This is a genomic window from Paenibacillus sp. FSL K6-3182 (assembly GCF_037976325.1).
GTDB lineage: Bacteria > Bacillota > Bacilli > Paenibacillales > Paenibacillaceae > Pristimantibacillus.
In genome coordinates this window covers 5,371,189-5,396,681 of record NZ_CP150265.1, presented here as the reverse complement: position 1 = coordinate 5,396,681, position 25,493 = coordinate 5,371,189, and the positions used below count along the sequence as shown (strand labels likewise).

Genomic DNA, 25,493 nt, shown 5'->3' with positions numbered 1-25,493 from the left:
TAATGTCAATGTCTTTCTAATGATAAATATCGCTTGAGGGAAGGGGGGGATAGATTTTCAGAGAAGCACTCATATAGTGAGAAAAGTCTTTATATAAAGGGTGGCGCCCCTCGCTTCCATACCCACCAAGGAAAATCCGACCTCGTGAGGTCGGGTTTTTGTATTTTTTATCTTTGTTAAGGCAAATTTTTGTTGAACTAACGGGCAGGTTAACGGAATAGTTTCGTAGATGGAACATTGACTCCCTCCCTTGGAAAGGGGGCATGAATGAGCTACAAAGTAAATCTGCGCATAGGTGAGTGTGTGTGTGATAAGCCCTTAAAACCGGGGGATGGGGAACGATGGTTCAAAGCCTCCCATAAGAGCAAACTATACATTCGACTGCTCACGTGAGATGTTTATTATGATTTTAAGTGAACTATGGCAAGCGAATGAGTCTTAAAAACGGATACAGGTAAAATAGCGAAATTATAAAAGTTGTGCATCATTAACCAGTAAGATTTTGAATATGGAAAAATCAGGATCTCGAATAACTTTCCCAATATGGCAGCTGCAATAAAAGAATGATAAGCTTTGACTGTCCAAAGAATTAAACATTTGAACGGAAGTGAGGGGTGACAATATGCAGTTAGGAACTGTGTCAAATCTAGCCGGTGAATTCAAAAAAAATCAAAAAGTCTTGATTGCGATCGGTGATGAAACCCGGCAAGCCATTCTCATTACCTTGATACAAGGACAGCAGCACCCAGGAATGCGTGTAGGGGAGATTAGAGAAAAAACACACCTTTCTCGCCCCGCTGTATCTCATCATCTAAAGATTTTGAAGGAAGCTGAAATCATAAGTGTTCTTAAAGAAGGTACTATTAATTACTATAGGCTAGACATGCAAAGCAAGCTTAAAATATTGAAAAAATTGGTACAGGAAATCGAGAACGCTCTTATACAATGCAAAGAATATCCTTAATTAGGGGGGGAATAATTGAATAAGATTATTAAGGCAGTTAATGGAGTCCCAATTCCTCAATTAGGTTTTGGTGTATATAAAATTGCTAAGGGAGAACCCTTTGATAGCGCGATTGGCGAAGCGATCGAAGCCGGTTATCGCCATTTTGACACCGCAAAAATCTATGGGAACGAAGAAGCCTTGGGGCGTGAAATACTCAAATCCGGAATTCCTCGCGAACAATTTTTCATAACCTCTAAAGTATGGACAACGGATCTTGGGTATCGGGCAACGAAAAAAGCTTTTGAACAAACTTGCAAGAAGTTGAACGTTACATATCTCGACATGTATTTAATTCATTTTGCCGGGCCTCATTATACAGAAGCATGGAAGGCTATAGAGGAGCTTTACTTAGATCAGAAGATTAAAGTAATCGGTGTTGCGAATTTCGAAATTTTTCATCTAGAAAACCTCATGAAGCACAGTACAATTCCACCGATGATCAATCAAATCGAGACCCATCCTGAATTTCCGCAGAACGAATTGCACGAGTATATGATTAAGCATCAAATCTTGCATGAGGCTTGGGGACCCCTTGGACAAGGAAACAAGAAACTCCTGAAGCATCCGACGCTTATTGATATAGCTCACAATCATAAAAAATCAGTAGGCCAAATAATTCTGCGATGGCATCTACAACGTGATGTTATCGTGATTCCTAAGTCCTCTAATCCAAAAAGGATTAGGGATAATAGTGAGATATTCGATTTCAAGTTGAGCGATGAAGAAATGGAGAGAATTCATCGTTTGGGAACAGGGTCAAGATATTCGGTAAGCCCGACTGGGTATATGGTGAACCCAATATACGTTAAACTTATGAAACTGTTTGTGTGAAGGTTCATTTTGAATGATGAGATTGTCTACATTTTCTAAGGTTAGGAACGAATTTGAGAGGAATACAGCTGCCCTTAGCTATGGTAGACGCTTATCAGCCCCTGTTCCCGAACTTTCACCGATATAACGCCCATGTTGACTTACAGACACAATGGCAGAAGATTAATAAAGTAGAGAACAGCAAAAACATTTGTCGGAAATTATCGATCGTAGTCTACAGCAGATCTTGTTAAACGGGAATGGTAGGAAAACCAGACGGTTCCATAATACTTAGTGAAATCTATACTGGGGAATCCCCTATTCAAGTAGATGAAGATGTAGCAAAATTACTGATCGGTAAGGGAGTTGAGAAAATCTTAGCTGAAACATCGTTAAGCTAAAGGGATACGTAAGTTCAATGAAACAGCGACAGTCTAGGACTTTATTTTCTCATCCTTGGCTGTCGCTGTTTCAATTTCTGAGGCCAGTCTAAAACTTACTTTATGATGTCTGACGTTATTACAATCGTGAATCCGCGTGGAATAAAGATACCCAGTCTAATACTTTATTTTCTATCGACAACGGGCCGTCATACGCGTTCTCTTCCCTCCTTCTAATTTCCCATGTGTCATTTGTTCCCCTTTTGCAGAAATTTCAGTTTGAGGTTCACCAGTGCAATGCCTGCGATAATTAGAACGAGTCCCGCTACCAGTTTGGAAGTGATCGTTTCACCCAAGAAAAGGACACTGGTCACGATCGCAATGAGAGGGACTAGAAAATTAAATGAACCGACTTTGCCAGCTTCACCCGATCCGACAAGCAGAAAGAATACGAGCCAGGTCAAGGCTGTACAGAAAATCGAAATAATCGACAAAGACGAAAGGAATGACAGATTCCAAACGATATCCATCCAGCTTTCAACGGTAGAACCCGCAACCAACAATACGATTCCACCAAAGATCATCTGAACAGTGACCAACCAAATGGCATCGACCTTTGTCGCGGTTTTCTTTATATAGATGGTACCGAACGTCCAAGTGATCGTGCTGGCTAAACCGAGCAGGATGCCGACGGTCGAAATACTACCGGAGCCTCCGCTTACGCTGACGACAGCGACTCCAAGAAAGCCGAGAATCAAACCGACCATTTTCAAACTGGTCATGGATTCGCCCAGCCACAACCAAGCGCCGACGCCGAGTAGAACAGGCTGCAAGAAAACGATCGTCGAAAACAGTCCGGCTGGCATAGCTTTCAGTCCGAAAGTTTGAAAGACGAAAAAGAGAATAATATTCAGCAATGCGGAGATTAGGTAGACGCGCCAAGTATGCTTCAGATTAAGCTTCTTGTAGCGGGGTAAAGCGAAAGGAAGTAATATGAGACCCCCAATAAATATTCTCAAGCCGGCAAAAAGCAATGGCGGAGCGAATTCGAGCGCATATTTGGAAAGCGGCCAGTTCACCCCCCACATTGTAACTAGAAACGTTAAATATACAATAGTACGTGTTCGCGAAAGTTGCATCATGTTCTTCAGCTCCTGTTGTGGATTTGTATTTACCATGATACAATTCCTCCTAAGATAAATGAAATGAGTGTTTTCTATAGAGGTGATATCAAAACTGTTATGACACATTCTCAACTGATGTTATTCGTGAAAATCGCAGAGACCGGCAATTTCACAAAAGCAGGGGAGCAATTGAATATGACACAGCCTGCGGTAAGCCGAGCCATCTCCACGCTTGAATCGGAATTGGGGGTCATCCTCATGATTCGGGATAAAAAGAAAGGGATCATTCTCACCGATATTGGGAAGCGCCTAATTGTCATATTCAGAGAGATTTTGCACGGCTACAATAAGGTGGAGCAGGAGGTAACGGCCGAGAAAGGGTTTGAAGTCGGCACCGTTCGTATTGGGACGTTCCCGATTGTGTCCGCACACTTCTTGCCGAAAATATTAAAGGTGATCGGGGAGAAGCACCCTGGGCTGACGTTCGAACTGTACGAAGGAACTATTGACGAGATTAAAGAATGGCTGTCTTCTAGAATAATCGATGTCGGCTGGATTATTCCACCGAACGGTGATTTGGAAGGGATACCGTTCTTTAAAGACGAGTTGTGTCTGCTCCTTCGGGACGATCATCCATTGCAAAGCCGGCCAGAAATCCATATCACCGATCTGGACAATGAACCTATGATTGTATGCAAAGGCGGGTTTGTAACGCCGATTTATGAGCTATTTCAGCAATTCGGAATCGTTTTACGCGTCAAATATGACGGCCACAACATAACCACGGCATTGAGCATGATTCAAGAAGGGCTGGGCGTCGCGATCGTATCGACAACTTCGTTGTCGTTATCGGTGCTACCGCCTAATGTCCGCGTCCGGACAATTAAACCGCAGCCGTTCAGAGAGATCCAATTGGCGGTTCCGTCTCTGAAGGAGGCTCCTCACGGGGTGAAGCTGTTCCTGCAAACCGCAAGGGAGCTTTATTTATCCGGCGACCAGAACCGCTAATGTGCAAATTTTGCATAGAGTATTAGCGTATCTCACAAAACTAACGGGAAACATAGTTCAATAAAAACACGGAAGCAGTTGACCACAATGATCGGCTGCTTCATTACGTTAACGGTCAGAATAGTTCCAATAAGTGGTAGTATATAGATAACGAGAAGGACGATTCAACATTAGGTTCTTTGTTCGACAGAATAGTAAGCTTAAATTAAATCGTGAAAGAAGCGGAGGAATATCATGCAAATTATGTTCCGTTACAATTGGTTGATCAGGGAAGAATGGTACCGGTGGTGTGAGGATGTACCGGAGGAGGAGCTGCTTCGTTTTCGTACAGGTGGAGTCGGAGGGATTTTGCATACTCTTTTTCACATTATCGATGTGGAGTGGAGTTGGATTCGTTCCCTGCAGGGAAAATCAGATTTTCAAGAAAGTTTTGAAAGTTACAGTAGTTTGGAGAAAGTCCGCAACCTGGATGCAGCGTTCCAGCGTGAAGTGCAACCGTTTGTACATTCCTGGGACGTAGGTATGGAGACTCGCCCATTTTACGATCCCCAACCGGACGGGAAAATGGCCGTCGATGCGTGGGGTGAAGTAATGCGTCACATAATCGCACATGAAATCCACCATATTGGCCAACTATCGGTCTGGGCAAGAGAAGTTGGCAAAAAGCCTGTGTCAGCAAATGTTATTGGCAAAGATCTCATCAAACCCCAGTTGTTACGCTAACGGGACACGTTAGCTCAATAACAACTTCTAAAGGCAGCTGGTCAAAATGACGGCTGCCTTCATTCAACTAACGGGCAGTTATGCGAAATAAAATAGATATTATAATGTTTCCTTAGAAGGAGGGAATTCGGCATATGGATATATCAAAGAAAAACAAAATAGTATATGTTTTAATCGCAGTCATTTTGATTACAATGATTGTTATTTATTTTTCAAACAGTTCAAATGTACTTTATGTACTTTATGGAAATGATAAAGAATCCATACAAGAAGTGATTAAGTCTATTGAGGGTTATGAAGATGAATCAGTTGAGATTTTGGAGATTAAAGATATTAATGATGCAAGGATAGTTGGCTTCTTATCAAATAATAATCCAGCATATATTCAATTTTCTAAAAACCAAAAAGGTAATTATGAATGGAGAAATATTGAAAAACAAGCAGGTCAATCATTTACTACATTCTTAATTCACAAATCGAAAGATGAATCCAGCAATTTGAAATTTATGATTGTGACTAATCAGGATAATAATATTGCAAAAATGGAATTAGAGGTAGTAAATAAACAGTTAATTGAACAAGAGTTTAGTGTAAATCAAAAGTCTGTTACATGGATTGATATACCTAAGGATAGTTCCCTTGTATTTAAATATAAATATTATGATAAGGACGGTAATCTTCTTAGTGCTAATTAATTACAAAGGCTGCCTTTCTTGAACTAACGGGTACGATAGTTCAACAAATAAGGAGCAGTTTGCTTTGAAAATAGTTCAATCGGTTTTAAGAGTACACATAACCCTGTTATATGACAATGATCAACAATAAAATGTTTAGTGTCATTAGTTATGCGATTGACATCGTAACGAAGCACCTGTTCAGGTGTATTTACGTTATTTGCCGCTGATACAGAAATTGAGTTGAACATCATTAAACAGCTGATAAAGCCAATTAATAAAAGACTTTTCATTTGATTACCTCGCTCTGTTTTTGATTTTAATACAATTATATATTTTGTAGTAAAACTTAAATTTATACTCAATATTAATTGTCATTGAAATCAAGTTACAATTCATTCAAATGGCAAGGCGCCATACGCGGTGGAAGCGTGATCTTTCAACCACAGTATTGCCAGTGTGTGGCTGTTTACATTATTGTTACACTCACTATTATGCGATCATTATTATATTTGTAGACGCCTTCCTGGTCAGAATCCATAATCTTGGCAAGGATGAGATATTGATATTTTGACATTTTCGTTAATCCATATAATGCTTACATAGTTAAAATGTTTTTCAAAACTATTAGATAACGAAAAGTTATCAATTATAAAAATAAAACCCTGCATATGAGCATACAGGATTTTATTCTTTTGCATGTAAGTTGTCTGAAGCGCTGGTACAATTTAATGCAGCATTAGGGAGTGAAGTATTATTTATTGTAACTATCTAAGAAATATTAAATCAAAAACAATCTAAATTGCATAGCACCTAATACCTACTAACGAGTTAATCTTTTCGGTGTGATCCGTCTTTGTTATCTTCTGCAGCTTCCCCCGTCTTATTGCCCAACGCTGCGCCTACGATACCGCCAACAACAGTTCCAACAGGACCAAAAGCAGAACCTACGACAGCGCCTAAAGCACCACCACCCGCGGTTCCTACAGCTTTTCCTATGTCAGCACCATCCTGATTGGTATTATTTCGGTCAAAATCATCATTTCGATTGAGTTCTTAGCTTTTAGTCAACTAATTTCACTCCTTCGTTTTAATGAAAGCTGCTACATATGTACCGTAACATAATGAATAACATGTCCTAACTAGTCTGAAAGGATTCGTAAATATAATGTTTAAATAGATATATTAGGGGATTGAGACATATTTATTTTGTAACCTAGAAGTAATTGCAATCTAGAAAAAGTTAAAAAACTATACATCAATAATCGCCACAATATTTGAAGTTTCTAACTTCGGTTAAAATTCTATTCTCTTCTCTTGACTTTCTTGCTTAGGAGTCCTTCTTTTACTTTAGAAAACGCGAGTTGATTAACTAGCTTTACTAAAGATTCCAGATAATTTCCGGTTGTACATTCTTCTTTTTAAGTATTATCTTTTTAACTATTTTGCGCAGCATCATTTTCATCTCATCGATCTCTAAGTAATCCCATAGAGATTTTAACGATTACAACCAATTTTGCAATGAAAAAATCGTGACTTTAATTCCCTTTTTATCTGCTGAGGGCTTGAATTATTTTCGAACCGAGATACGAGAATTAAGCGAGCAAATGGAAGGCGAGCGTGCGCGGAAAAGGAAGCTAAATGACATAATTATTGAATAGGGGATAGGTGTGAAAAAAACAGAAGTAGTTATTCTTCTGTACAAGAGCATGAAGTACAGCTTTTGGTCAAAAAAATTGAACCTTAGCTGTTCATGAAGAGGAAAACCACAATCATTTTTTCAATTAACCCAAACCATTTTGTATTGTTCGTTTTCCTTTTGATAGAAAAGGCAGCCGATCGTTATGATCGGCTGCCTCTTTGTCATAATTGAGCTATCGTGTCGCTTGGGAACAATGATTCTTTTGATTTCCTGTAATAACATTTCTTTGAAAGTAGGCGTCGAGTAGGTTTTTTCCTTTATTATAAGCGTTCATTAATTTTAATCAACATTTTCTTTAAGATTTGCTTTTCCTCCTCGGTAAGGACTTGAACGATTTCTTCCTCCACCTTTTGGAATGAGTCTTGAAAGTCTTCAATCAGTTCAATCGCTTTTGGCAATACATATATATTTTTTTGTCGTTCATTATTAGCCGGAATTTTGCGCTCGATGAACCCTTTTTGCTCTAGACCTTGAAGCATGCTTGTAATGCTGGCACCACGTAGATGAAAGCGATCGGCAAGGTCCCTTTGAATAATATGATTATTTTGGTTCTGGTAAATGTAATCGATTAATTTTCCTTGTTGAGCGTTTAACCCCTGCTCTTTAATACTCTCGTCCGCTCTTTTCTTTAACTTAAGACCGATAATCTGAAACAAATCCAGATAAGGCGTATCCTTTTTGGATTGCATGATCGTCCCCCCCTGCGATTGTTAGGAACCTAACTGTAAGCAACTAAACTATACAGCGATCCTATTGGCTTGTCAAACAAACATTAGTTTGTTGACAGTTAGATAACTAACAGTTATACTCCGAATTGTTAGACAGAAAACACTTAGGAGGAATTCAAATGGAAAATCTAACACAAAATGCTGCATTAGAACAAGTTACGGCGATTACAAATATACGAATTTTTGATGGAGATCAAATGATTGCGCCCAGACATGTTGTCATTAAAGGGGAGTCCATTATTTCAGTGGGCGGAGACCTTCCGGCCGATGCAACGATTATCGATGGAGAAAATGCGACTCTAATGCCTGGTCTGATTGATTCACATGTCCACACCTCAATTGGCGGATTACGAGATGCCTTAAAATTCGGCGTGACAACAGAACTCGAAATGAACGGCGATTTTACTAAAAGAGGGCGCGAGATTCAGTTGAAAAATGTGAATGACATCGCAGATGTCCGTTCTGCTGGCACAGCGATTACCGCTCCGGGCGGACACCCAGATGAATTACTGCCGGATGGAGATGAAATACCGGAATTCGTATTAAAGGAACTAGAGAAGTTATCGGAGGAAGACCGGGAAGCGATGTTAGCTGCATACGCTCACGATCACGAAGAAATACCGCAAGTAACGACGGTGGAAGAAGCGATTAAACATGTGAATACCCAAGTCGAGAATGGAGCCGACTATATTAAGATCATGATTGAAGAAGGAACGGTCATGGGTGTACCTGGCCTACCTGTATTAAGCGAAGAGATACTAAAAACAGCCGTGACAGAAGCCCACAAGTTCGATAAGCTGGTCATCGCCCATGTCTTGACTGCTCATTCATCGCAAGAAGCCATCGATTTTGGAGTCGACGGTTTGGGCCACTTGTTTATCGACAGACCCGAGTACACGCCCGAGTTAGTCAAATCCATTGCGGATTCAGGCGCTTTTGTTACACCGTGCTTGGTGTTAAATTCATCTATTATTGGAAATCCGGCATCGGAATTGGCGAATGATCCGCGTGTTCATTCCAAATTAAGTCCGGATTGGATCAATATTTTGAACTCAAGCTTCAATACGTTTCCGCAAGGCAATATGGAGAACAGTTTTAAGAATGTGATGGACCTTCACCATGCCGGAGTTGATATTCTAGTAGGGACGGATGTCGCGCCTGTTCCCGTTCCTAATCTTGGCGGCCTTGCTCATGGAGCCAGCGTCCATCATGAAATGCAATTGCTGGTGAAGGCAGGGTTCACACCGATAGAAGCGCTTCAGTCGGCAACAGCGAAACCGGCCCGTTGCTTTGGCCTTATCGATCGCGGCCGTATTGCCGAAGGTGCGCGCGCTGACCTTATACTAGTAACCGGTGATCCGACAACCAACATCTCGGATACCTTGTCGATCAAATCTGTGTGGTTCAAAGGTGTGCAACAACTATGTTAACCAGAGTCGATATCCCCGTAAAATGTCGTTAGAGCGATTTCATACGCCATTAACGAACCAGAGGATGCCAGTGTAAACGAAATAATTATCCGACCGCCCCTACAAACCATATAATACATTCACCGCCCTTGACATGCTAAGCGAATGAAGAGGGCGGTTATTTCCGGTCTGCGTGGCCTATGTAGTTCTCATCAACTAAGGAATCCTAACGAGGAACAGATCGTTCAATCATTATAGAATTGGAAGAAGGATGAGCATAATTTATAAGGTGACTAGAACTAGTAAATATTTTGAGGTGGCTGAAGGATATAAGCATAGGGTAGTAACGGAGCTATTCAGTAAGGTCAGAGAAAAAGAGATTTAATATGTTCCTAAAAAATCGGAGGTTTACATGACTAAAAATAACGAGGCTTTTAATACAATTGAGAAGGACTTCCTCGCAAATAGAATTAAAATCGACAAGGTTGGTTTTTATGATGACCCTAACTATTTACAGAATGTCAGAGTGAAATTACCAATAATAGCAGAACTATTGAACAAAGAGTGTTAGTTAGGGACGGTCGTCTTGGGGCTTGTATTGATATTTCATCGACTCTTTCTCGCATTTTAGAGGAGGAAAGGATATGTAATTATATGGTACTTGGTTCATTGAGCATTGAATTTCCAGAAGAATCAAAAATTCAACGAAAGCATTTTTGGTCTGTAGATGTTCATGATAATATGCGTGCTGGGCATGGTTGGTTATTTGTTCCACCATATTATGTAGTAGACCTAACAATAAAGCAGCAAGGTACAAGCAAGGCGAGGAAAAATATCTTCCTAGCATTAATAATGGGAAGTTGAAACCCACAGCATTCATCACGATAGAAAAATTTATTAAGAACCAGGCATTACAAAAAAAATTCATCATATATAGTTGATATCCGTTCGGATTTGATAAGGAGGATATCATGCAACCTATGTTACCTAAGGAAAAATATTTTGGACAGTTTGAACTGGTGCATGCTTTTTATGGGGCTATGCCTACAGGTGTCAGCGTTTCCGAAACCGGCCGTATTTTTGTTTGCTTTCCGAAATGGGGAGACGACGTTAAATTTACTGTGGCGGAAATTGTTGAGGGTGAAATGCAGCCTTATCCCAGTTTAGAAATAAATTCGGTTAATACTGGTAATATTATTATGTCTTTCGTTAGTGTCCAAAGTATCTTTGCTGATGGGAGAGGAATACTTTGGGTACTAGATACAGGGGCACCAAATTTTTCTGAACCTATCCAAGGGGGAGCAAAATTAGTTGCTGTTGATTTAAGCACGAATACAATAAGAAGAGTATATACCTTTACAGAAAATGTTGTCTTGCCAACAACTTATCTGAATGATGTCCGTTTGGATTTTCGTGTTGGAAGAGCAGGCTATGCATATATAACGGATTCTTCTTCCAGAGGGCCAGGAGCTATTATCGTCGTAGATTTAGAAAATGGGAACGCGTTTAGACGGTTAAATGGGGCAATATCAACTTCACCTGATCCCTATTTTTTACCGAAAGTAGAAGGTGAAATTTTGATGAATCGAAACCCGGACGGCTCGACTTCCCCATTTAGATTGGCTTCCGATAGTTTAGCGATTTCTCCTGATGGAAAGGTTTTATTTTATGCTCCGCTAACCAGCCGTCAACTGTTCTCAATCTCAACAGAAGCCCTAAGAGATAGAAGGATACAGGACATGAATTTATCCCAATATGTTCAGTATTGGGGGGAAAAAGGTGCGTCTGATGGAATGATCACCGGCGCAAACGGCACCGTTTATGCGGGAGACTATGAAAACAACAGTATCCGAAAGATATTGCCGAATGGTACAATGGAAACCATCGCACATGACCCGAGAATTTTATGGCCTGATACTTTTTCGATTGGCCCCGATCAATACTTATATGTCATTGTGAATCAATTACATCGGCAGGCGAGATTTCATTATGGAAGAGACCTGCGGGAAAAACCATATAGTTTACTTCGTATGAGAATTGATGAATTCCCTGCTCCTACCTTTTCATAATAATTATAAACGAAGGTAGATATCCCTCATCAGGAGCTGCCTATTTTGTCAGTTAATATTATATTTTTGTAAAATTGTATTGATTCCGCAACTGCCCTATTATAAAGAGGCTGTTGTTAGACCTTGAAATTGATTCTTGGCTGGCCGAGCTGATCCCAAAATAAATCCCCTATTCCGCTTATGGAGTAGGGGATCTTTAATTCTAACCAGGAGCGAACAACGTATGACACAAGCAAATCAACAACTTGTGTTCTTCTCGGCAAACCACTACGAAAAGAAAGTTCCCGCGAAACGGGTTAGTATTTTCAACCTCAAGTTGGTCCGCGAGTCCACCATCCTCTTTACCTCAGTATATGTAGCCAAATCCTACGGCACTTTCTTGAGGATGCCGATCAGGAGCACTTCTTTGTGATCTGCCTAGACAGTATCCGCCCTTATTGTATTGTTGGATTTTTGACACGGAGAACATTTTATTCTCTGAAGTCTCCGGCTATGGAAGAAATACGGTGTCAGGACGGAATGTTCATAGCGGTCTGAATGTTTTTCAGATCGAGCTGAATTTGCTCTGGAATATGGTAGGGATGGTATAGGCCCCGCTGCATCATGTAGATTGTTATCTTTTCATGGGAGTCTATGGCTTCGTCGAGCTGTTTCATCAAAATTTGCTTGATTTCGGGGGTGGCACATTCGGTCACGGCCATGGCGTAGTTTCTGACTCCGCTCTTGGCGTTCATCAAATAATCCATTGCTATCACGTCATCGGTCAGCGTATGAAGCCCTGCCATGTGTTCTAATATTGTGTTCATGTTTTATCTCCTATAGGATCATTTTAGACAGCACTCCACCGAGCTCCTGAAGCTGCTGCTGTGATAATTGCACATCTTGCTGCAAAATTTGCATGAGCTCCGGGTCGGTTACCAGAGCTTGCATGGTTTTGGATTTAGTCATGCAAACCGTCTTGAACGCAGCTATTTCATGAACCTCCAGCATCTCATGCAAAGCATAATTGGAATTCATTCGGATTGTCCTCCCATGTATCTATCCATATTCAAGGCTTTAAGATGACTTTGATGCAATCGTCCGTTTTGGTATCGAACACTTCATAGCCGCGCTTGGCCTCGCTGAGCGGAATGACGTGCGTAACAATATCTCCAGGGTCCACTTTGCCCGACGTAACCAACTCGTACATATACGGCATGTAGTGAACGACCGGAGCTTGTCCGGAACGGATATTCACGTTGCGCTGCATGATGTCGCCGAGCGGGAATCCGTTATAGCGTCCGCCGTATACCCCAGTGACTTGAATAGTCCCGCCTTTGCGGACAGCCTGAGACGCAATGATAAATGCGCTCATCGTGCCGCCTTGCAGCTTCAAACCGCTTGCTAGAAATTCGAGATCGCTCATCTTGCCGTCCATTCCTACCGCATCAATCACGACATCGGCGCCGCCTTTGGTCATTTCCTTTAGATTGTTGCCGATATTCTTATCCTGTTCGAAGTTTACGATTTCCACATTGTTCGTTCGCTTCGCATGCTGTAAGCGGTTATTGACATAGTCGACGGCTATGACCCGCTTTGCTCCTTTTAGCCAGCAGAATTTCTGGGCCAGTAGTCCGACCGGACCGCAGCCGAGCACGATGACCGTATCACCATTCTTTACGCCGGCGTTATCTACGCTCCAGAATGCCGTCGTCATGGCATCGGCGATCAAGCTTAGCTTTTCGTCCGGTTGTTCGCAGTTTTCGGGAATCTTGAAGTGGGTAAAATTTGCGAACGGGACTCGTAAATACTCGGCTTGCCCGCCAGGGTATCCGCCGGTCGTTCCGGAGTAGCCGAAATATGCGCCCATATCCCCGTGTTCGTTTGAATTGTCACATTGGCTTTCCAGCTGATTTTTGCAAAAAAAGCATTCTCCGCATGCGATGTTGAATGGGATGATCACACGGTCGCCTTTCTTTACCTTTGTCACGCCTGGGCCTACCTCTTCTACGATCCCCATCGGTTCATGCCCGATGACATAGTTCTCCTGAAGGTTAGGGATCATCCCGTGAATAAGGTGAAGGTCGGAACCGCATATGGCGGTACTGGTGATCTTTACGATCATATCGTCCGGTTTCTCAATCTTCGGATCCGGCACCTCTTTGACTACGACATTTTTAATCCCTTGATACGTTACCGCCTTCATGCTTTATGTCCTCCAATATGTTCATCTGGGGTCCGATCAAACATCCCTTTACGCGACGTATCACCCGGGAACAAATTCATCTGCCCGATCATCACCGTATTTTTCGCCGAAAGCTGGTCGAGTTGGTACTGTTCGTTCAGCTCGTAAGGATGGAACCATTTTTTACGAATCATGAGCTCCGTGATTTCTTGGTGCATTGCAATTCCCTGCTTAAGATGATTGCGCAGCAGCGCTCTTACATCCGGAGAAGCCGTTTCCGTCAGGGCGATGGACAAATTTCGCACACCCTCCTTGGCACGAAGAAGGAAGTCCATTGCAAAAGTCATATCTGCCATTTCTGGCATATTTAATGAATTAATCGGGTCTAAATAATCGGTATTCATTTGCGTTCCTCTTTAATGTGTTATAGGTGTCGGGCTATTCGGAACAGGCGCTTGGAAAGGAACTCTTGCGTAGATTGCTTGCAGTTCGGTGATTTGTTGTGTGGATTGAATTACGTCTTTCTGCATTAACGCTTTAAGCTCTTGGTCAAAGACCAAGCCTTGCATAAGTTTTGACTTAGCGATGCAGAGCGTTTTAAAGTTTAACGCTTCATGTAGTTCCATCGATTCGTGCGGCGCTAGCGTTGGCGTATTCATTGAGTAATCATCACCTCCTGTTTTTTCATCAACGTTAGATTTTCCGAGGCACAGGATCTTATACTAAAATTGTTTGCCGGAAATGTGGGATCCGGATATTCCCATGCAGTCGCAGGAATATAAACAAAATCTCATCCGCATACTTATTTCTGTTTAAATTAATGATCTCTGCTCAAGGGAGGATGACTCGCTTTGCCCAATGAAAACAAAATTGATCTAGCCACCGAAAATGCAAGAAAACCGGCAGAAGGTACACTTAACTCGAGCGGCAATACGCTGGAGCAGCATGCATTTAACGCGGTATCTGAGGCGCAATCGGCTTTAAATCAGGCGTTAAACTCGATAAGTGAACCTAATGCGGCAACAAATTCACAAGCTTTGGAGACGGCCCGGCAGCAATTGACCCATGCAGAGGAATTTTTAGATCAAGCACAAACTTCAGAAAATGCATTACGTCTACCGGATCAACAATAAAACTGTCTTGGCGCAGATAGGCTTGGTAGAGATTTTCCTTCTTTTTCGGAGACAAGTGGAGTCAGGCTTCCTAATGTCGAGGTATGATCGTCTGTCTATGTCGAGTAGACGCTGCGATGATTTTTAGTCAATACTTTCCGTATGGGCAAAGAATCTGCGTTGACGCTCGGAGGAACGTATTTGCCATAGGCACAGAGAGTCACTGTTAGAAGGTTTCGGCTTGTGCCGAAGCTTTTTTTTTTTGAGATGTCTTGGACATTTTCAAAAAACTTTCGAATCCGGATATTATTAAGAAGTGGGGCCCAATTTATACAATTAGTTGGAGTTTGAACTCTCCCTGAAAACAGCCTGCTTCACTTTAGAAATTGAATATCGACAAAGGGCATTAACATCTACGTGTCGTAGCACCGTGAACTCATTACGGGCGGCAAAGTGGAAACCTGCGACGTATGATGCACTAATCAATAACTTTTATTTGTGCTTGAAAATGATGGAGGATATATTCTGTATATATGAGGTATCGCCCCCCCTTGCTTCCATAGTCAAAAGGAAGACTGCGAAACCGATGACATTAAAAACAAGAAAATTTAGCATCCATAAGACGCTCGCCTTCTTTGTCGTATGGAAAGCATAGACAATTGCCCAGATTGTGAATAAAGCCCAATAAAGAGCGATTCCCAAATGCAGGTGTGATGCCTCTAAGAATAAATAGGCTTAGCATTCTCCAAGTAATTCAGAGGATTTGCCGCTAACGGGAAGCTGCTGGCCAATAAATGAGTCGGAGAAGTACATAAAGTTGATTCATTCATTTGAAATACACACAACGTACACAGGTGTTCTTTAAAGTAGGTTGTGGGAGTAATAAAACATAGAAATGCAGGCGGAAGCGGGGTGCGGTGGAATGAAACGAACGATATTGCTGGTTGAAGACGATATGCTTATGCGAGAGGTGATAACGGATTATTTCAAGAAGGAACAATGGGACGTGTTTGAAGCGGAAAACGGGAGGGTCGCACTTGACATTTTTGAACAGAATTCCGTTGATTTGGTCGTCCTCGACATTATGATGCCGGAAATGGATGGATGGTCGGTATGCAAGCGTATCCGAGAAAAATCGGATGTCCCGATTATGATTATGACTGCCAGAGCAGAGGATGACGACCAGTTGATGGGGTTCGAGCTTGGCGCCGATGAGTACATAACGAAGCCCCTGAGCCCAAGGGTATTGGTAGCCCGCGCTACTGCTTTGATGAAGAGAACGGAAGGGACGATGGGACGCGAGGGAGATACGCTTGTCTATGGTGATTTAATGGTGAACAGGTCGGCATATACCGTCTTTGTAGCGGGTACTAAGATCAATTTGTCGCCTAAGGAGTACGATTTGCTCCTATTTCTCATCAAACATTACGGCAAGGTGCTGCCGCGCGAGTATATTTTGGACTCTGTCTGGGGGTACGATTATTTGGGGGATTTGCGAACGGTGGACACCCACATTAAAAAACTAAGAGCTAAGCTCGGAGATGAAGGACGATCGATAGCGACAGTTATTCGTTCTGGCTATAAGTTCGAGATGGAACGATGAAAAGAAGAGGTGTAGCCCTTAAACTATTCGTTGTCACTTCCGTGTTGATCCTGCTTGTGTTCACCATATTGCTGCTTGCACAAGGATTGTTTTTCGAGCGGTTTTACCGTATGTCCAAAATTAATGTTCTAGAGAAGAGCATGAATCAATTCGCTCACCAATACAAAGAGACGCAATCGAGTGAACGACAGGTGTCACGACTGCTAGGCGCATATATGAATGAGCATGATACGAGTGCCGACATCCTGAATAGCCGATTTGAGCGAACAAGCACACATCCTTATTATTTGGAACTGGAAGCTGGCAGCAAGACGATTATGATTCAGATTTCCAAAGAAGGCATGACTGTGGATCAAATCCCGCAAAAGATTCAAATAGGCGAGACGCTGGTGGTCGATGGGATCTTCATGGATGAGGGAGATACGATTATGCATCCTGTTGTTATCCAGCAGACCGATACCGTTCTCAAAGAGGGCTTGATACGCGTGCGAGGAAAAGTAACGGATCTTATGCTGCCGGAGCGGCGGTCATATAATCCGCTTTATCAGGATGCTCTTGTCGATGATGTGCTTCTAGATTGGAATTCGCAAATGGAACAATGGCAGTCAAGGCTGCGGAGCGGTACGGTCGTTCAGCTGGATTGGCAGGATAAATGGAGTGGTGTCCCCTATACGGTTCTCATACGTCTGCTCTCAGAGGGCAACGAAGAGAATAGCTATTTATTCGTTATGACCTCTATGCAGCCTGTAGGGGAAGCTGTCGGGATTCTTAAACAATATGTCGTTTATTTGGCACCGCTTATGGTTCTGCTTGCGATTGTTTTGTCTTTGATTTATTCCAGAATTGTCTCACGTCCCTTAGTGCTGCTTAGCCGCTCTGCAGCGCGTCTTGCCAAGCTGGACTTTACGGAGCAGCCAGCAATCGATTCGAAGGATGAATTCGGGGAGCTGTCGAGAAGCATGGTTGCGTTGTCGCGGAATTTGGACGCCTCCATGAAGGAGCTTACCCATGCGAATGCGATGCTGCAGGAGGATGTGGAGGATAAACGGCGGTCCGAGCAGCTTCGCAAAGAGCTGATCGCGAACATTTCCCATGAATTGAAGACGCCGCTCGGGATTGTGAAAGGCTTTGCGGAAGGGCTGCAGGACGGCGTGGCGAGCGACAAAAGCGAACGTTATCTGGCTCTCATCGTCAATGAAACGGATCGGATGAATGCATTAATTATGGATATGCTGGAGCTATCCAAATTCGAAGCGAAGGCCATTCAGCTGCAGCCGAGAAGCTTAGCTATGGCAAGCCTGATTCATAGGGTGAGTGATTCATTCTCTCAGCAATTGGAGATGAAACAGCTTCAATTGCTGATAAACGCGGATAAAGAGGAAGAGCTGCTCGTACGGGCTGATCCCAGACGCCTCGAGCAGGTCATTCTGAATTTCATGAGCAACGCCATTCGGCATGCCGTTGTGAACAGTGTCATTACGATCGGCATCCAGCAAACGGCACCAGGAAAAATAACAACCGTCATCGAAAACATTGGACCGCCGATTCCCGACGAGGCTATCAGCCTTGTCTGGGATCACTTTTACCGAGCGGAGCGTTCACGGGATCGTAAATCCGGTGGAACGGGACTAGGACTCGCCATCACCAAGCATATTTTGGAGCTTCATGGAAGCGAGTATGGCGTGGAGAACACGAAGCAAGGTGTAGCATTTTCTTTTACATTAGATGAAATCGGAGGAACAACCCATGACTAGAACAAAATATATGTATTTGATATCAGCTTTGATCGTACTGCTGCTGGCCAGCGCATGCGGCAATCAGCCCAACAACGAATTAGACGCTACGGCGACACCTATAACGAAGCCAGAGAACGAAGCAACAGGCGATCAAGCAGCGGATACGGACTCTGACAAGGAAATATTAATTATCATTGACCAGACGGAAAAGCCAATTGAGGGCAACAGCTTCGATTTTGTCGTGAAGCAGCTTCCGGAAGGATTTGCTCTTGCCGAAATGCAGTGGGTGTCCAAGGAAAACCAAATCATCAATTCGGTTCAAGTAGCCATTGAACATGGAGCAAGCGGTGGAGACGGCTTCTATATTAGCGGCGACGGACAATTTACCGGATTCTTCTATCCGGATGCGATGAAAGGCGAGAAAGGGCAGGTTGTATTCGTGTTCAAGAATGAGCAAGGCAAGGAATTAACGTGGAAAAAGGAAATCACTTTGAAATAAACATCAATGTTCATGTCAAAAGCAGCCGATTGAGGCTGCTTTTTTCATGTAAATGCGCTTCCTAGCCGTTTACCAGAAGTTTTGTGAGCTTGAAGAACCATGCTCTTACCGGAAAATAATAAGCACAAAGTTGACTAAATTTATAACAGACAAGGAAGGCTTACTTTATTAAACAAACGGATAACGTTAGTTGAATAGCTTAAAACGATGAGCAGGTGCTGCGATAACTTGCCCTTTTTAAAAATCTAGAGCTTATTGGTGTTTGAAAATGAAGGAGGAAATATTTTGTATATAAGAGTTATCGACCCACTTCACCTCCACTATCAGAAAAATAGAAAACCCGATCAAAATAGATCGGGTTTTTTGTCTCAGTATTATACTTTCAATGCAGAACAAAGAAGCACTATCCTATTAACTCAAACAAATTTCCGACTCGTCTTCTAACTAGATCCTTCGTCAGGTAGTTGCGGATGAACGAAATATCTGAATCGAGCTCGCGTACCTCGAACATTTTTTCTCTGCCCTTACCGGGGACGCGTCCGAAGCGTGCTTGTTCTTCCTTCGTTGGATTATCGAATCGGCGCTCGATATCCTCGAATATTTTCAAGCCTAAATAATAGGGATTCAAGGTGTGCCGGGATGGCTGCACGACAGAGGAGTTTAGCTTAGCAAACTCAATTGTTTCATCGCTAGTCAGATCAAGCTCGCGTATGATTCGCTGATGCCAGTACGAAGCCCAGCCTTCGTTCATAATCTTGGTCTCAATTTGCGGCCAGAAATAGAGCATCTCATCGCGAAGCATAGATATAATGTCGCGCTGCCAATCCTCAAGAGTAGGGGAGTACTCCTCAATGAACCAGACGAGATCTTTTTCTGGCCGTGGCGGAAACCGTTTGGCGTCAGCGGCCTGTGATTGAGCGGCTGATGCGGCGGCAGCCGTCCGATCCGGGTCCAGATTCCACAAGTCATCGTAAGAGGAGGAAGGGATATTCCACTCCGAGCGCTCGCTGTCCTTTTGCACCATTTCGATATAACGTTTCTTATCTAATTGATAAGGCTTAATGAGCGTTGGATCGACATGCTCTTGAATGGCGAGTATTGCATCGATAAACTTCTCGACTGCTTCTGTGCCATGATCCATTTCATATTGATGAATACGATCCGCTGTAGCAGACATGCTCTCAACCATATTGCGGTTGGTTACACCAAAGCGAGCGTTGTTTTTGAAAAAATCACAGTGAGCGAGCACATGGGCGACGATGAGTTTATTTTGAATTAGAGAATTGCCCTCTAGAAGAAACGCATAGCAGGGGTTGGAGTTAATGACGAGCTCATAAATTTTGCTTAAGCCGAAGTCGTATTGGAGCTTCATTTTGTTGAACGTTTTATCAAATAACAATAAATATGAAGAAAATGTGATAAGTTTTTGACATTCTTAAAAGACTGATAGAGATCGGGTATTGCTAATTCTAACGCAAATGCCTAAACCCAAAAAAACACAAGTGCTAACTACCTGTTCCGCTAAATGGAAATCAAGTCTATTTCATTCGTAATTACAGCAAAACTAAGCCCATATCTTGCTAAAGCTCGAATGTAAAATAAAAAGAAAACCCCTTTGACTAACAAAGGGGGATAAGTATTTATGCTCGATCACGGTCACGATCAGTTGCTCGGCTTCTCATACCTGCTAGTCCAAGAAGACCTAAAAGACCAAGCCAACCCCAATTTGAACCACGATTATCTGATGTTGCAGTTGTTCTATAGTTGTTAGCATTCAAAGGTGTATTGTAATTATTGATTCGATAATTTTGATAGTCATCTGTATTTAATGCACGATTAGTGTCATTAGTAACGAGATTGACATCGTAACGAAGCTCCTGTCCCGGTGTAATAGCGTTACTTTCCGCTGATACAGAAATTGAGTTGAACATCATTAAACAGCTGATAAAGCCAATTAATAAAATCTTTTTCATTTGATTACCTCGCTCTAGTTTTGATTTTAATACAATTATATATTTTGTAGTAAAGCTTAAATTTATACTCAATATTAATTGGTATTAAAAAGCCAGCCTTTTTCTTTGCTAAGTTCGAGTATTTTAACGCCTAATGCAGTTTTAGTGAGATGATATTTCGCGAATGAAACTCCAATATCCTCTCTAATAGACTGACCCATAACTTTGGCTACACGCAACAAGTCCAAGTGATGTGTCAGAGGCAATTTTAGCAACAATTTCAGGATCAGTGAATCTTACATTAAGTTTAACAGGAGGTCTTTCAGGCATCATAGGTACGGAAGTAATTCCGTATCAGTAAGCAATGTATCACATTCTTTAATCTCCATCTTTGCTTGTTCAATGAGTATTTGTTTAGTCTTTGTCTCCAGCGTGGTTTAAGTATGCTTGGTAACAGAAAACGATACCTTTTGTTACAGTTGAAGCCAGCCAAACACTAAATATTTCACAGTAGTGCATTGGTTCATCCTTTGGATTACCGCTTATTCTCAAAAATACTTGTAAACACTGAGATAATTGGAAAAATAGTGGGAGTTCTAGATTAAAACAATTTCGCAACTCAAAGGAACCCCCAATTAATGCAGGGGTTCATGAAAAACGTTTTTAAGTACGTTCTCGGTCTCGGCTTCTTAATCCGATTAAGTCCGTTAAGCCAAGCAATTTAAGCAGTTCTCGAGCGGTTTCAAGTCTGAGCAACCCACCGCAGATAACGACTGTTCAAAGGAAGCAGCTATGAACGCTATAGAAGCCATAATTCAGAATTTAAATGAGATTCGACGCAGAAGCATGATTATTTGGGGAAGTATTCCGCATGAGTTTTTGGACTGGAGGCCTGATTCAGAAGCAATGAGCATAAAAGAGATGATCCGCCACGTCCTGGATAGTGAGCATTATTACCATCTTGCCTTGTTGAATGAAGGAAGTCTAACCGCTTATGAATCCCCTTACGAGGCTCGTACTTTTACAACGCTCAAAGAGGAACTCATCTTTTCAGAAACCTATCGGAATGAATTTATGAATACAGTAAAATCCTATACACAAGAGGATTTAACAAGAATCCAGATTGATAGAAAAGACGTAGGCTACATTCGATCATTAGGCGACATGCTTTTAAGAATTGCATACCATGAAGCAGTCCATTCAGGTCAACTTTTAGATTATTTAAGAGTAGCCGGATTAAAGCGGCCAAAGGTATGGGATTGAAGTTTACATTTTTCTCTTAAATTTATTTGGCGAAGGCAGTATACTAAAATTAGGGATGCTAAAGAACCTTCACAGCAAGTGAAGTGCCTCCCTTATAGTAGACATTGGTAAAACCCATATGGAAAACCGATGATGCTGGTCAAGATTCCATATAGTGGACACTGAATAAAAGACCCTACCTAACAAGCTGGAGCCGGTACTGAATCGGAGCCAGCTTGTTTAGTTTTCTTTGCGGACGCTTATTGTTGTAAAAGTGTATATATTCTTCAATTCAGCTTTGTTCTTCTACTAACATAAGGGTAGAGCGCTTCTGTCTTCAAATGCGAGTAGAAGCTCTCCATTGAGGCAGACGCATATTCAACTGTCATTTTGTTTATTGTAAGGTTAAGGCTTATATAGGCCTACTAAAAATTGGAGGAAATAAAAAATGACAACAAGCAGAAACCATCAAGGAGCGCATGGAATAGGGCAAACCGAAGAGCAGTTGAATAATCAAATTGGGGCAGCTGTCGAAATTCAAGGTGAATCCGAGATCGATGAAAACATCAACCAAGCTGCTAATCGATCATATCAGGAAACCAAGAAAGAAACAGAATAGGAATGAATTTCGATTTAGGTAACTTTCGTAAGGCTGTCGATTGTCGACAGCCTTTTCCTCGCAATTCATATGCAGTTCGGTGGCTTCATACTCACCTATACAGGCGCGGAGAGTTTCAAAAATACAATACGCTCTCCCTTACAGTTAAATGATCCTCGGAGGCCGCCAATTTGACGATGGCTAATATATTAACGGATTTATCAAAACAGGCGGTAGCAAAATGACCCCAACGCCTGGAGCTGCGTATCACTTGTTAGTAACCATAGCGGAATATTTAGGAACTGAATTTTGCAAATATACCGATGTCTGTCAATTGGCTACCGAGAATATGCATTTCGGATAACCCAATATAACCGACCATGGATGAGCTAGCTTGGAATACATAAGGAATGATTCCTTCTCCGAGTGTTCGGCATACGTTTTCGTTAAGGCTTGAAAAACTTAAAAAAGTACCAACAGATGCAAGGAAGAAATTAGAAATAACTGAGAACCGCTTTTTTTCGATTACTAAACTAGACCAAGCAGAAATAAATCCTGATCCTGTACCGGTTATAGATCCTAACCCGAATAATGCAAGTAGCCACCCCTCTTTCTTTTGATTCAATTCGCTCCCTTCTGAATAGCTCGTCCTTTCTAGCTCCTTGGTTTTTCGCAATGGCACGGTTCTATGACGTTCATTTGTCTTTGACAAGCTACGTATTTAACAAACTACCCTAGGTGTTAGACCGATGTGTGCACATGTAAGAAGTGAGTTAAGACTTCCAAACCGGTCGAGTGATGACGTAAATTAAGGTTTTCTGATCAGTCACTTTTGTCTACATAATGAAGTTTTTTCAGGAAACGATATAATGATGGCAAATCGTACTGCGACACTGATGGATAGGGGCATGATCATGAATGAATAGCGAGAATGCAGTGGGGAAAATTGAAGACACCATGGTTCCATTGGAAGGCGTGGACGATCTTGACGCATTAGTTCAAGCGATCGGGGATGCGGATTTTGTATTGCTAGGAGAAGCATCTCACGGCACGTCTGAATTTTATACATGGAGAGCAGAGTTATCCAAGAAGTTGATTGCCGAGAAAGGATTCTCCTTTATCGCAGTGGAGGGGGACTGGCCGTCTTGTTATACACTGAATCGTTATGTGAAACAATATGTCGGGTCTGCGTCAAACGCCCGAGAGGCGCTTCGCAATTATACCCGCTGGCCGACCTGGATGTGGGCAAACGAAGAAATTTTGCAGTTTACGCAATGGCTTTATGATTACAATAAGCCTCAATTAGTAAAGAATAAGGTCGGTTTTTATGGCATCGACGTGTATAGCTTGTGGGAATCCATTGATGAAATTTTAAAGCATTTGGAAAAGACGGGTTCTCCGGAACTGGATGCAGCTCGCAAAGCTTTTGCCTGCTTTGATCCTTATGGCCGAGAGCCGCAAAATTATGGGGTATCCGCCGCATTTTTATCCGAAAGCTGCGAGGAAGAGGTTGTGAAGCTACTGGGCAATCTTCAGACCAGAAGACAGCGATGCGATAACGTTGATGATGCGTTGCTCAGCGATGAGCTGAATGCTTTGGTCGCGGTGAATGCCGAACGATACTTCCGGTCGATGGTGCGAGGAGGACCCGATTCATGGAACGTACGGGACCATCATATGGTCGAAGCGTTGGAAAGGATTAAATCATATCACGGTCAAGCAGCCAAGGCCATTGTATGGGAGCATAATACGCATATCGGCGACGCTCGGGCAACGGATATGAACGCAGATGGAATGATAAACGTAGGACAGTTGGTTCGGGAGAAGTACGGTGAAGAGCGAGTATATGTGGTCGGTTTCGGTACGCATCGGGGAACCGTTACCGCGTCCGACCGATGGGGCGGGGAAATCAAGACCATGAAGGTGCCGGATGCCCAACAGAACAGCTGGGAGGATATAATGCATCGTGCGGGCGCCTTTGATAAAATGCTTCTTTTTGACCGAGAGGAGTCTCTCTTTGTTGAACCAGTCGGACATCGGGCGATTGGCGTGGTGTACAATTCATGGCATGATCGGGGTAACTACGTTCCTTCTATCATCTCGCAAAGGTACGATGCTTTTATTTATATCGACGAGTCGCATGCACTATCACCTCTGAAACAGGATGTTCTGCATATAGAACATTCGACAAACCTATGTGTAAGGAAAAGGGATGTTTTATAACAGTAAGCATCCCTTATAGTATATGGACGACATGTTTAGATTCACATACCGGTCCTAGATCGATTCGATGTAGGCTATCATGGTCGGTCAGATACGGGATTCTTTACAGTCAACAGGGCCGAAAAAATTGCAACGAATTCTTTGGTGGAGTTGAGTTTCAGATATACAAATCCCTATTGATCGATATGGGGGCTACCTCAGGATGTAGGAAATTCATCGCCATAACGACCTCACAAGGCTATTTAGACTAGACTTACTATAAAAACAGCGCAGCTATGGTCTGAGAAATAAAGTCCTAGGTTGCCGCTCCCCTCACTGTTCCTCTAAAGCTACTTCAAAAACCACGTTTCCCCAAACAAACGTATTGCGGTTAGCATTCGCTTCAATATTCGTACCATCGACAAAGTAATGCTCAAGATAGTCGTTGCTGGCCTGCAATCCACATAAACATGATGTTTTTGCAATCCGCCTTAGCGATTTGACGGGGCGTAGATGATGACTTTCGTCAACATTTTGGGATTTAGCTATCTCGATCACCACCAGGATAGGCTGAGGTAAATATGTCGTCGTTCATTCCCTTTTTACCAAGGAAAGGCTTTTTTTACAATTTTGAAAACAAGGCTGCCCTCAGCTTTGTTGGTACTACCCAAATCGTAAAGCGAAATAACACACTCGTTCCACTCTTGAATAATAAGCTCGTCTGGAAAATCAATAACGTGGACAATTTGTTA

Annotated in this window: 26 protein-coding genes and 2 pseudogenes; 15 read left to right on the top strand and 13 right to left on the bottom strand. The window is 42.4% G+C overall.

Annotated elements, in window-relative coordinates; genetic code table 11:
- Window positions 1-622 precede the first annotated feature (622 nt).
- Both MHH56_RS23895 and MHH56_RS23890 read left to right on the top strand, forming a co-directional pair.
- On the top strand, window positions 623-964 hold the full coding sequence (locus MHH56_RS23895; protein ID WP_339204157.1) for a metalloregulator ArsR/SmtB family transcription factor: 342 nt from the start codon (window positions 623-625) through the stop codon (window positions 962-964).
- A 15-nt stretch (window positions 965-979) separates the two neighbouring features.
- On the top strand, window positions 980-1,837 hold the full coding sequence (locus MHH56_RS23890) for an aldo/keto reductase (protein WP_339204155.1): 858 nt from the start codon (window positions 980-982) through the stop codon (window positions 1,835-1,837).
- A 607-nt stretch (window positions 1,838-2,444) separates the two neighbouring features.
- Here the strand turns inward: MHH56_RS23890 and MHH56_RS23885 are convergent.
- Window positions 2,445-3,338 carry a DMT family transporter gene (locus MHH56_RS23885; protein WP_339209714.1) on the bottom strand — a complete coding sequence of 298 codons (894 nt, stop codon included), beginning with the start codon at window positions 3,336-3,338 and terminating at the stop codon, window positions 2,445-2,447.
- 99 nt (window positions 3,339-3,437) lie between these two features.
- On the opposite strand from MHH56_RS23885, the gene MHH56_RS23880 reads away from it, so the two are divergent.
- The 3 genes from MHH56_RS23880 (at window position 3,438) to MHH56_RS23870 (ending at window position 5,746) form a co-directional block, all read left to right on the top strand.
- A complete protein-coding gene (locus MHH56_RS23880; RefSeq protein WP_339204154.1) occupies window positions 3,438-4,328 on the top strand; it encodes a LysR family transcriptional regulator in 891 nt (296 codons plus the stop codon).
- Between the two features lie 234 nt (window positions 4,329-4,562).
- The gene (locus MHH56_RS23875; RefSeq protein ID WP_339204153.1) at window positions 4,563-5,051 is read left to right on the top strand and encodes a DinB family protein; all 489 of its coding nucleotides are present in this window, start codon (window positions 4,563-4,565) and stop codon (window positions 5,049-5,051) included.
- A 134-nt stretch (window positions 5,052-5,185) separates the two neighbouring features.
- The gene (locus MHH56_RS23870; protein ID WP_339204152.1) at window positions 5,186-5,746 is read left to right on the top strand and encodes a hypothetical protein; all 561 of its coding nucleotides are present in this window, start codon (window positions 5,186-5,188) and stop codon (window positions 5,744-5,746) included.
- Window positions 5,747-6,556: 810 nt separating this feature from the next.
- Here MHH56_RS23870 and MHH56_RS23865 read toward each other — a convergent pair.
- Window positions 6,557-6,724: a glycine zipper domain-containing protein gene (locus MHH56_RS23865; RefSeq protein ID WP_339209713.1), complete on the bottom strand. Its 168-nt coding sequence runs from the start codon at window positions 6,722-6,724 to the stop codon at window positions 6,557-6,559.
- A 963-nt stretch (window positions 6,725-7,687) separates the two neighbouring features.
- Window positions 7,688-8,116, bottom strand: a complete 429-nt coding sequence (locus MHH56_RS23860) for a MarR family transcriptional regulator (RefSeq protein ID WP_339204151.1) — start codon at window positions 8,114-8,116, stop codon at window positions 7,688-7,690.
- 158 nt (window positions 8,117-8,274) lie between these two features.
- On the opposite strand from MHH56_RS23860, the gene MHH56_RS23855 reads away from it, so the two are divergent.
- From MHH56_RS23855 to MHH56_RS23845, 3 genes are all read left to right on the top strand, one after another.
- Window positions 8,275-9,585 carry an amidohydrolase family protein gene (locus MHH56_RS23855; protein ID WP_339204150.1) on the top strand — a complete coding sequence of 437 codons (1,311 nt, stop codon included), beginning with the start codon at window positions 8,275-8,277 and terminating at the stop codon, window positions 9,583-9,585.
- Window positions 9,586-10,233: 648 nt separating this feature from the next.
- Window positions 10,234-10,428 carry a hypothetical protein gene (locus tag MHH56_RS23850; RefSeq protein WP_339204149.1) on the top strand — a complete coding sequence of 65 codons (195 nt, stop codon included), beginning with the start codon at window positions 10,234-10,236 and terminating at the stop codon, window positions 10,426-10,428.
- Between the two features lie 107 nt (window positions 10,429-10,535).
- A complete protein-coding gene (locus MHH56_RS23845) occupies window positions 10,536-11,633 on the top strand; it encodes an L-dopachrome tautomerase-related protein (protein ID WP_339204148.1) in 1,098 nt (365 codons plus the stop codon).
- Between the two features lie 509 nt (window positions 11,634-12,142).
- Here the strand turns inward: MHH56_RS23845 and MHH56_RS23840 are convergent.
- Genes MHH56_RS23840 through MHH56_RS23820 form a run of 5 tightly spaced genes read right to left on the bottom strand, consistent with a single transcriptional unit; the run spans window position 12,143 to window position 14,456 of the window.
- On the bottom strand, window positions 12,143-12,439 hold the full coding sequence (locus tag MHH56_RS23840) for a spore coat protein (protein WP_339204147.1): 297 nt from the start codon (window positions 12,437-12,439) through the stop codon (window positions 12,143-12,145).
- A gap of 10 nt (window positions 12,440-12,449) precedes the next feature.
- On the bottom strand, window positions 12,450-12,650 hold the full coding sequence (locus MHH56_RS23835) for a hypothetical protein (RefSeq protein ID WP_339204146.1): 201 nt from the start codon (window positions 12,648-12,650) through the stop codon (window positions 12,450-12,452).
- A 31-nt stretch (window positions 12,651-12,681) separates the two neighbouring features.
- Window positions 12,682-13,818: a zinc-dependent alcohol dehydrogenase gene (locus tag MHH56_RS23830; protein ID WP_339204145.1), complete on the bottom strand. Its 1,137-nt coding sequence runs from the start codon at window positions 13,816-13,818 to the stop codon at window positions 12,682-12,684.
- Entirely contained in the window at window positions 13,815-14,201 is a 387-nt protein-coding gene (locus MHH56_RS23825) for a spore coat protein (RefSeq protein ID WP_053376866.1), read from the bottom strand. Before MHH56_RS23825 ends, MHH56_RS23830 begins: the two co-directional genes overlap by 4 nt.
- Before the next feature lie 12 nt (window positions 14,202-14,213).
- Window positions 14,214-14,456, bottom strand: coding sequence for a spore gernimation protein GerQ (locus MHH56_RS23820; protein ID WP_339204144.1), 243 nt, complete (start codon window positions 14,454-14,456; stop codon window positions 14,214-14,216).
- A gap of 192 nt (window positions 14,457-14,648) precedes the next feature.
- Here MHH56_RS23820 and MHH56_RS23815 point away from each other — a divergent pair, with 192 nt between their 5' ends.
- The 4 genes from MHH56_RS23815 (at window position 14,649) to MHH56_RS23800 (ending at window position 18,747) form a co-directional block, all read left to right on the top strand.
- Complete coding sequence (locus MHH56_RS23815; RefSeq protein ID WP_339204142.1) at window positions 14,649-14,930, top strand: hypothetical protein; 282 nt, start codon at window positions 14,649-14,651, stop codon at window positions 14,928-14,930.
- A 901-nt stretch (window positions 14,931-15,831) separates the two neighbouring features.
- Window positions 15,832-16,512, top strand: a complete 681-nt coding sequence (locus MHH56_RS23810) for a response regulator transcription factor (protein WP_339204141.1) — start codon at window positions 15,832-15,834, stop codon at window positions 16,510-16,512.
- Window positions 16,509-18,266, top strand: a complete 1,758-nt coding sequence (locus MHH56_RS23805) for an ATP-binding protein (protein ID WP_339204140.1) — start codon at window positions 16,509-16,511, stop codon at window positions 18,264-18,266. The genes MHH56_RS23810 and MHH56_RS23805 overlap by 4 nt, the downstream gene beginning before the upstream one ends.
- On the top strand, window positions 18,259-18,747 hold the full coding sequence (locus tag MHH56_RS23800) for a hypothetical protein (RefSeq protein ID WP_339204139.1): 489 nt from the start codon (window positions 18,259-18,261) through the stop codon (window positions 18,745-18,747). The genes MHH56_RS23805 and MHH56_RS23800 overlap by 8 nt, the downstream gene beginning before the upstream one ends.
- Window positions 18,748-19,192: 445 nt before the next feature.
- Here MHH56_RS23800 and MHH56_RS23795 read toward each other — a convergent pair.
- The 3 genes and pseudogenes from MHH56_RS23795 to MHH56_RS23785 all read right to left on the bottom strand — a co-directional run.
- A pseudogene (locus tag MHH56_RS23795) lies at window positions 19,193-20,134 on the bottom strand (SpoVR family protein); the annotation flags it as partial.
- Between the two features lie 253 nt (window positions 20,135-20,387).
- Entirely contained in the window at window positions 20,388-20,792 is a 405-nt protein-coding gene (locus MHH56_RS23790) for a WGxxGxxG family protein (protein WP_339204138.1), read from the bottom strand.
- A 2-nt stretch (window positions 20,793-20,794) separates the two neighbouring features.
- Window positions 20,795-21,218 (bottom strand): annotated as a pseudogene (locus MHH56_RS23785) (DUF3231 family protein).
- 273 nt (window positions 21,219-21,491) lie between these two features.
- Between MHH56_RS23785 and MHH56_RS23780 the strand changes: the two are divergent.
- Together MHH56_RS23780 and MHH56_RS23775 are read left to right on the top strand one after the other, a co-directional pair.
- A complete protein-coding gene (locus tag MHH56_RS23780; protein ID WP_339204137.1) occupies window positions 21,492-21,962 on the top strand; it encodes a DinB family protein in 471 nt (156 codons plus the stop codon).
- A gap of 427 nt (window positions 21,963-22,389) precedes the next feature.
- On the top strand, window positions 22,390-22,560 hold the full coding sequence (locus tag MHH56_RS23775; protein ID WP_339204136.1) for a hypothetical protein: 171 nt from the start codon (window positions 22,390-22,392) through the stop codon (window positions 22,558-22,560).
- 274 nt (window positions 22,561-22,834) lie between these two features.
- Here the strand turns inward: MHH56_RS23775 and MHH56_RS23770 are convergent, their stop codons facing one another.
- Window positions 22,835-23,164: a hypothetical protein gene (locus tag MHH56_RS23770; protein ID WP_339204135.1), complete on the bottom strand. Its 330-nt coding sequence runs from the start codon at window positions 23,162-23,164 to the stop codon at window positions 22,835-22,837.
- 293 nt (window positions 23,165-23,457) lie between these two features.
- Between MHH56_RS23770 and MHH56_RS23765 the strand changes: the two genes are divergently transcribed.
- Window positions 23,458-24,762, top strand: coding sequence for an erythromycin esterase family protein (locus MHH56_RS23765; RefSeq protein WP_339204134.1), 1,305 nt, complete (start codon window positions 23,458-23,460; stop codon window positions 24,760-24,762).
- A gap of 312 nt (window positions 24,763-25,074) precedes the next feature.
- Here MHH56_RS23765 and MHH56_RS23760 read toward each other — a convergent pair whose 3' ends face one another.
- Window positions 25,075-25,302: a hypothetical protein gene (locus MHH56_RS23760; RefSeq protein WP_339204133.1), complete on the bottom strand. Its 228-nt coding sequence runs from the start codon at window positions 25,300-25,302 to the stop codon at window positions 25,075-25,077.
- Between the last annotated feature and the right edge of the window lie 191 nt (window positions 25,303-25,493).

Excerpts from the sequence above, each read along its gene's own strand:
- MHH56_RS23895 (WP_339204157.1), top strand. The coding sequence starts at position 623 with ATGCAGTTAGGAACTGTGTCAAATCTAGCCGGTGAATTCAAAAAAAAT.
- MHH56_RS23885 (WP_339209714.1), bottom strand. The coding sequence starts at position 3,338 with ATGATGCAACTTTCGCGAACACGTACTATTGTATATTTAACGTTTCTA.
- MHH56_RS23880 (WP_339204154.1), top strand. The coding sequence starts at position 3,438 with ATGACACATTCTCAACTGATGTTATTCGTGAAAATCGCAGAGACCGGC.
- MHH56_RS23875 (WP_339204153.1), top strand. The coding sequence starts at position 4,563 with ATGCAAATTATGTTCCGTTACAATTGGTTGATCAGGGAAGAATGGTAC.
- MHH56_RS23870 (WP_339204152.1), top strand. The coding sequence starts at position 5,186 with ATGGATATATCAAAGAAAAACAAAATAGTATATGTTTTAATCGCAGTC.
- MHH56_RS23860 (WP_339204151.1), bottom strand. The coding sequence starts at position 8,116 with ATGCAATCCAAAAAGGATACGCCTTATCTGGATTTGTTTCAGATTATC.
- MHH56_RS23855 (WP_339204150.1), top strand. The coding sequence starts at position 8,275 with ATGGAAAATCTAACACAAAATGCTGCATTAGAACAAGTTACGGCGATT.
- MHH56_RS23845 (WP_339204148.1), top strand. The coding sequence starts at position 10,536 with ATGCAACCTATGTTACCTAAGGAAAAATATTTTGGACAGTTTGAACTG.
- MHH56_RS23840 (WP_339204147.1), bottom strand. The coding sequence starts at position 12,439 with ATGAACACAATATTAGAACACATGGCAGGGCTTCATACGCTGACCGAT.
- MHH56_RS23835 (WP_339204146.1), bottom strand. The coding sequence starts at position 12,650 with ATGAATTCCAATTATGCTTTGCATGAGATGCTGGAGGTTCATGAAATA.
- MHH56_RS23830 (WP_339204145.1), bottom strand. The coding sequence starts at position 13,818 with ATGAAGGCGGTAACGTATCAAGGGATTAAAAATGTCGTAGTCAAAGAG.
- MHH56_RS23825 (WP_053376866.1), bottom strand. The coding sequence starts at position 14,201 with ATGAATACCGATTATTTAGACCCGATTAATTCATTAAATATGCCAGAA.
- MHH56_RS23820 (WP_339204144.1), bottom strand. The coding sequence starts at position 14,456 with ATGAATACGCCAACGCTAGCGCCGCACGAATCGATGGAACTACATGAA.
- MHH56_RS23810 (WP_339204141.1), top strand. The coding sequence starts at position 15,832 with ATGAAACGAACGATATTGCTGGTTGAAGACGATATGCTTATGCGAGAG.
- MHH56_RS23805 (WP_339204140.1), top strand. The coding sequence starts at position 16,509 with ATGAAAAGAAGAGGTGTAGCCCTTAAACTATTCGTTGTCACTTCCGTG.
- MHH56_RS23800 (WP_339204139.1), top strand. The coding sequence starts at position 18,259 with ATGACTAGAACAAAATATATGTATTTGATATCAGCTTTGATCGTACTG.
- MHH56_RS23780 (WP_339204137.1), top strand. The coding sequence starts at position 21,492 with ATGAACGCTATAGAAGCCATAATTCAGAATTTAAATGAGATTCGACGC.
- MHH56_RS23775 (WP_339204136.1), top strand. The coding sequence starts at position 22,390 with ATGACAACAAGCAGAAACCATCAAGGAGCGCATGGAATAGGGCAAACC.
- MHH56_RS23765 (WP_339204134.1), top strand. The coding sequence starts at position 23,458 with ATGAATAGCGAGAATGCAGTGGGGAAAATTGAAGACACCATGGTTCCA.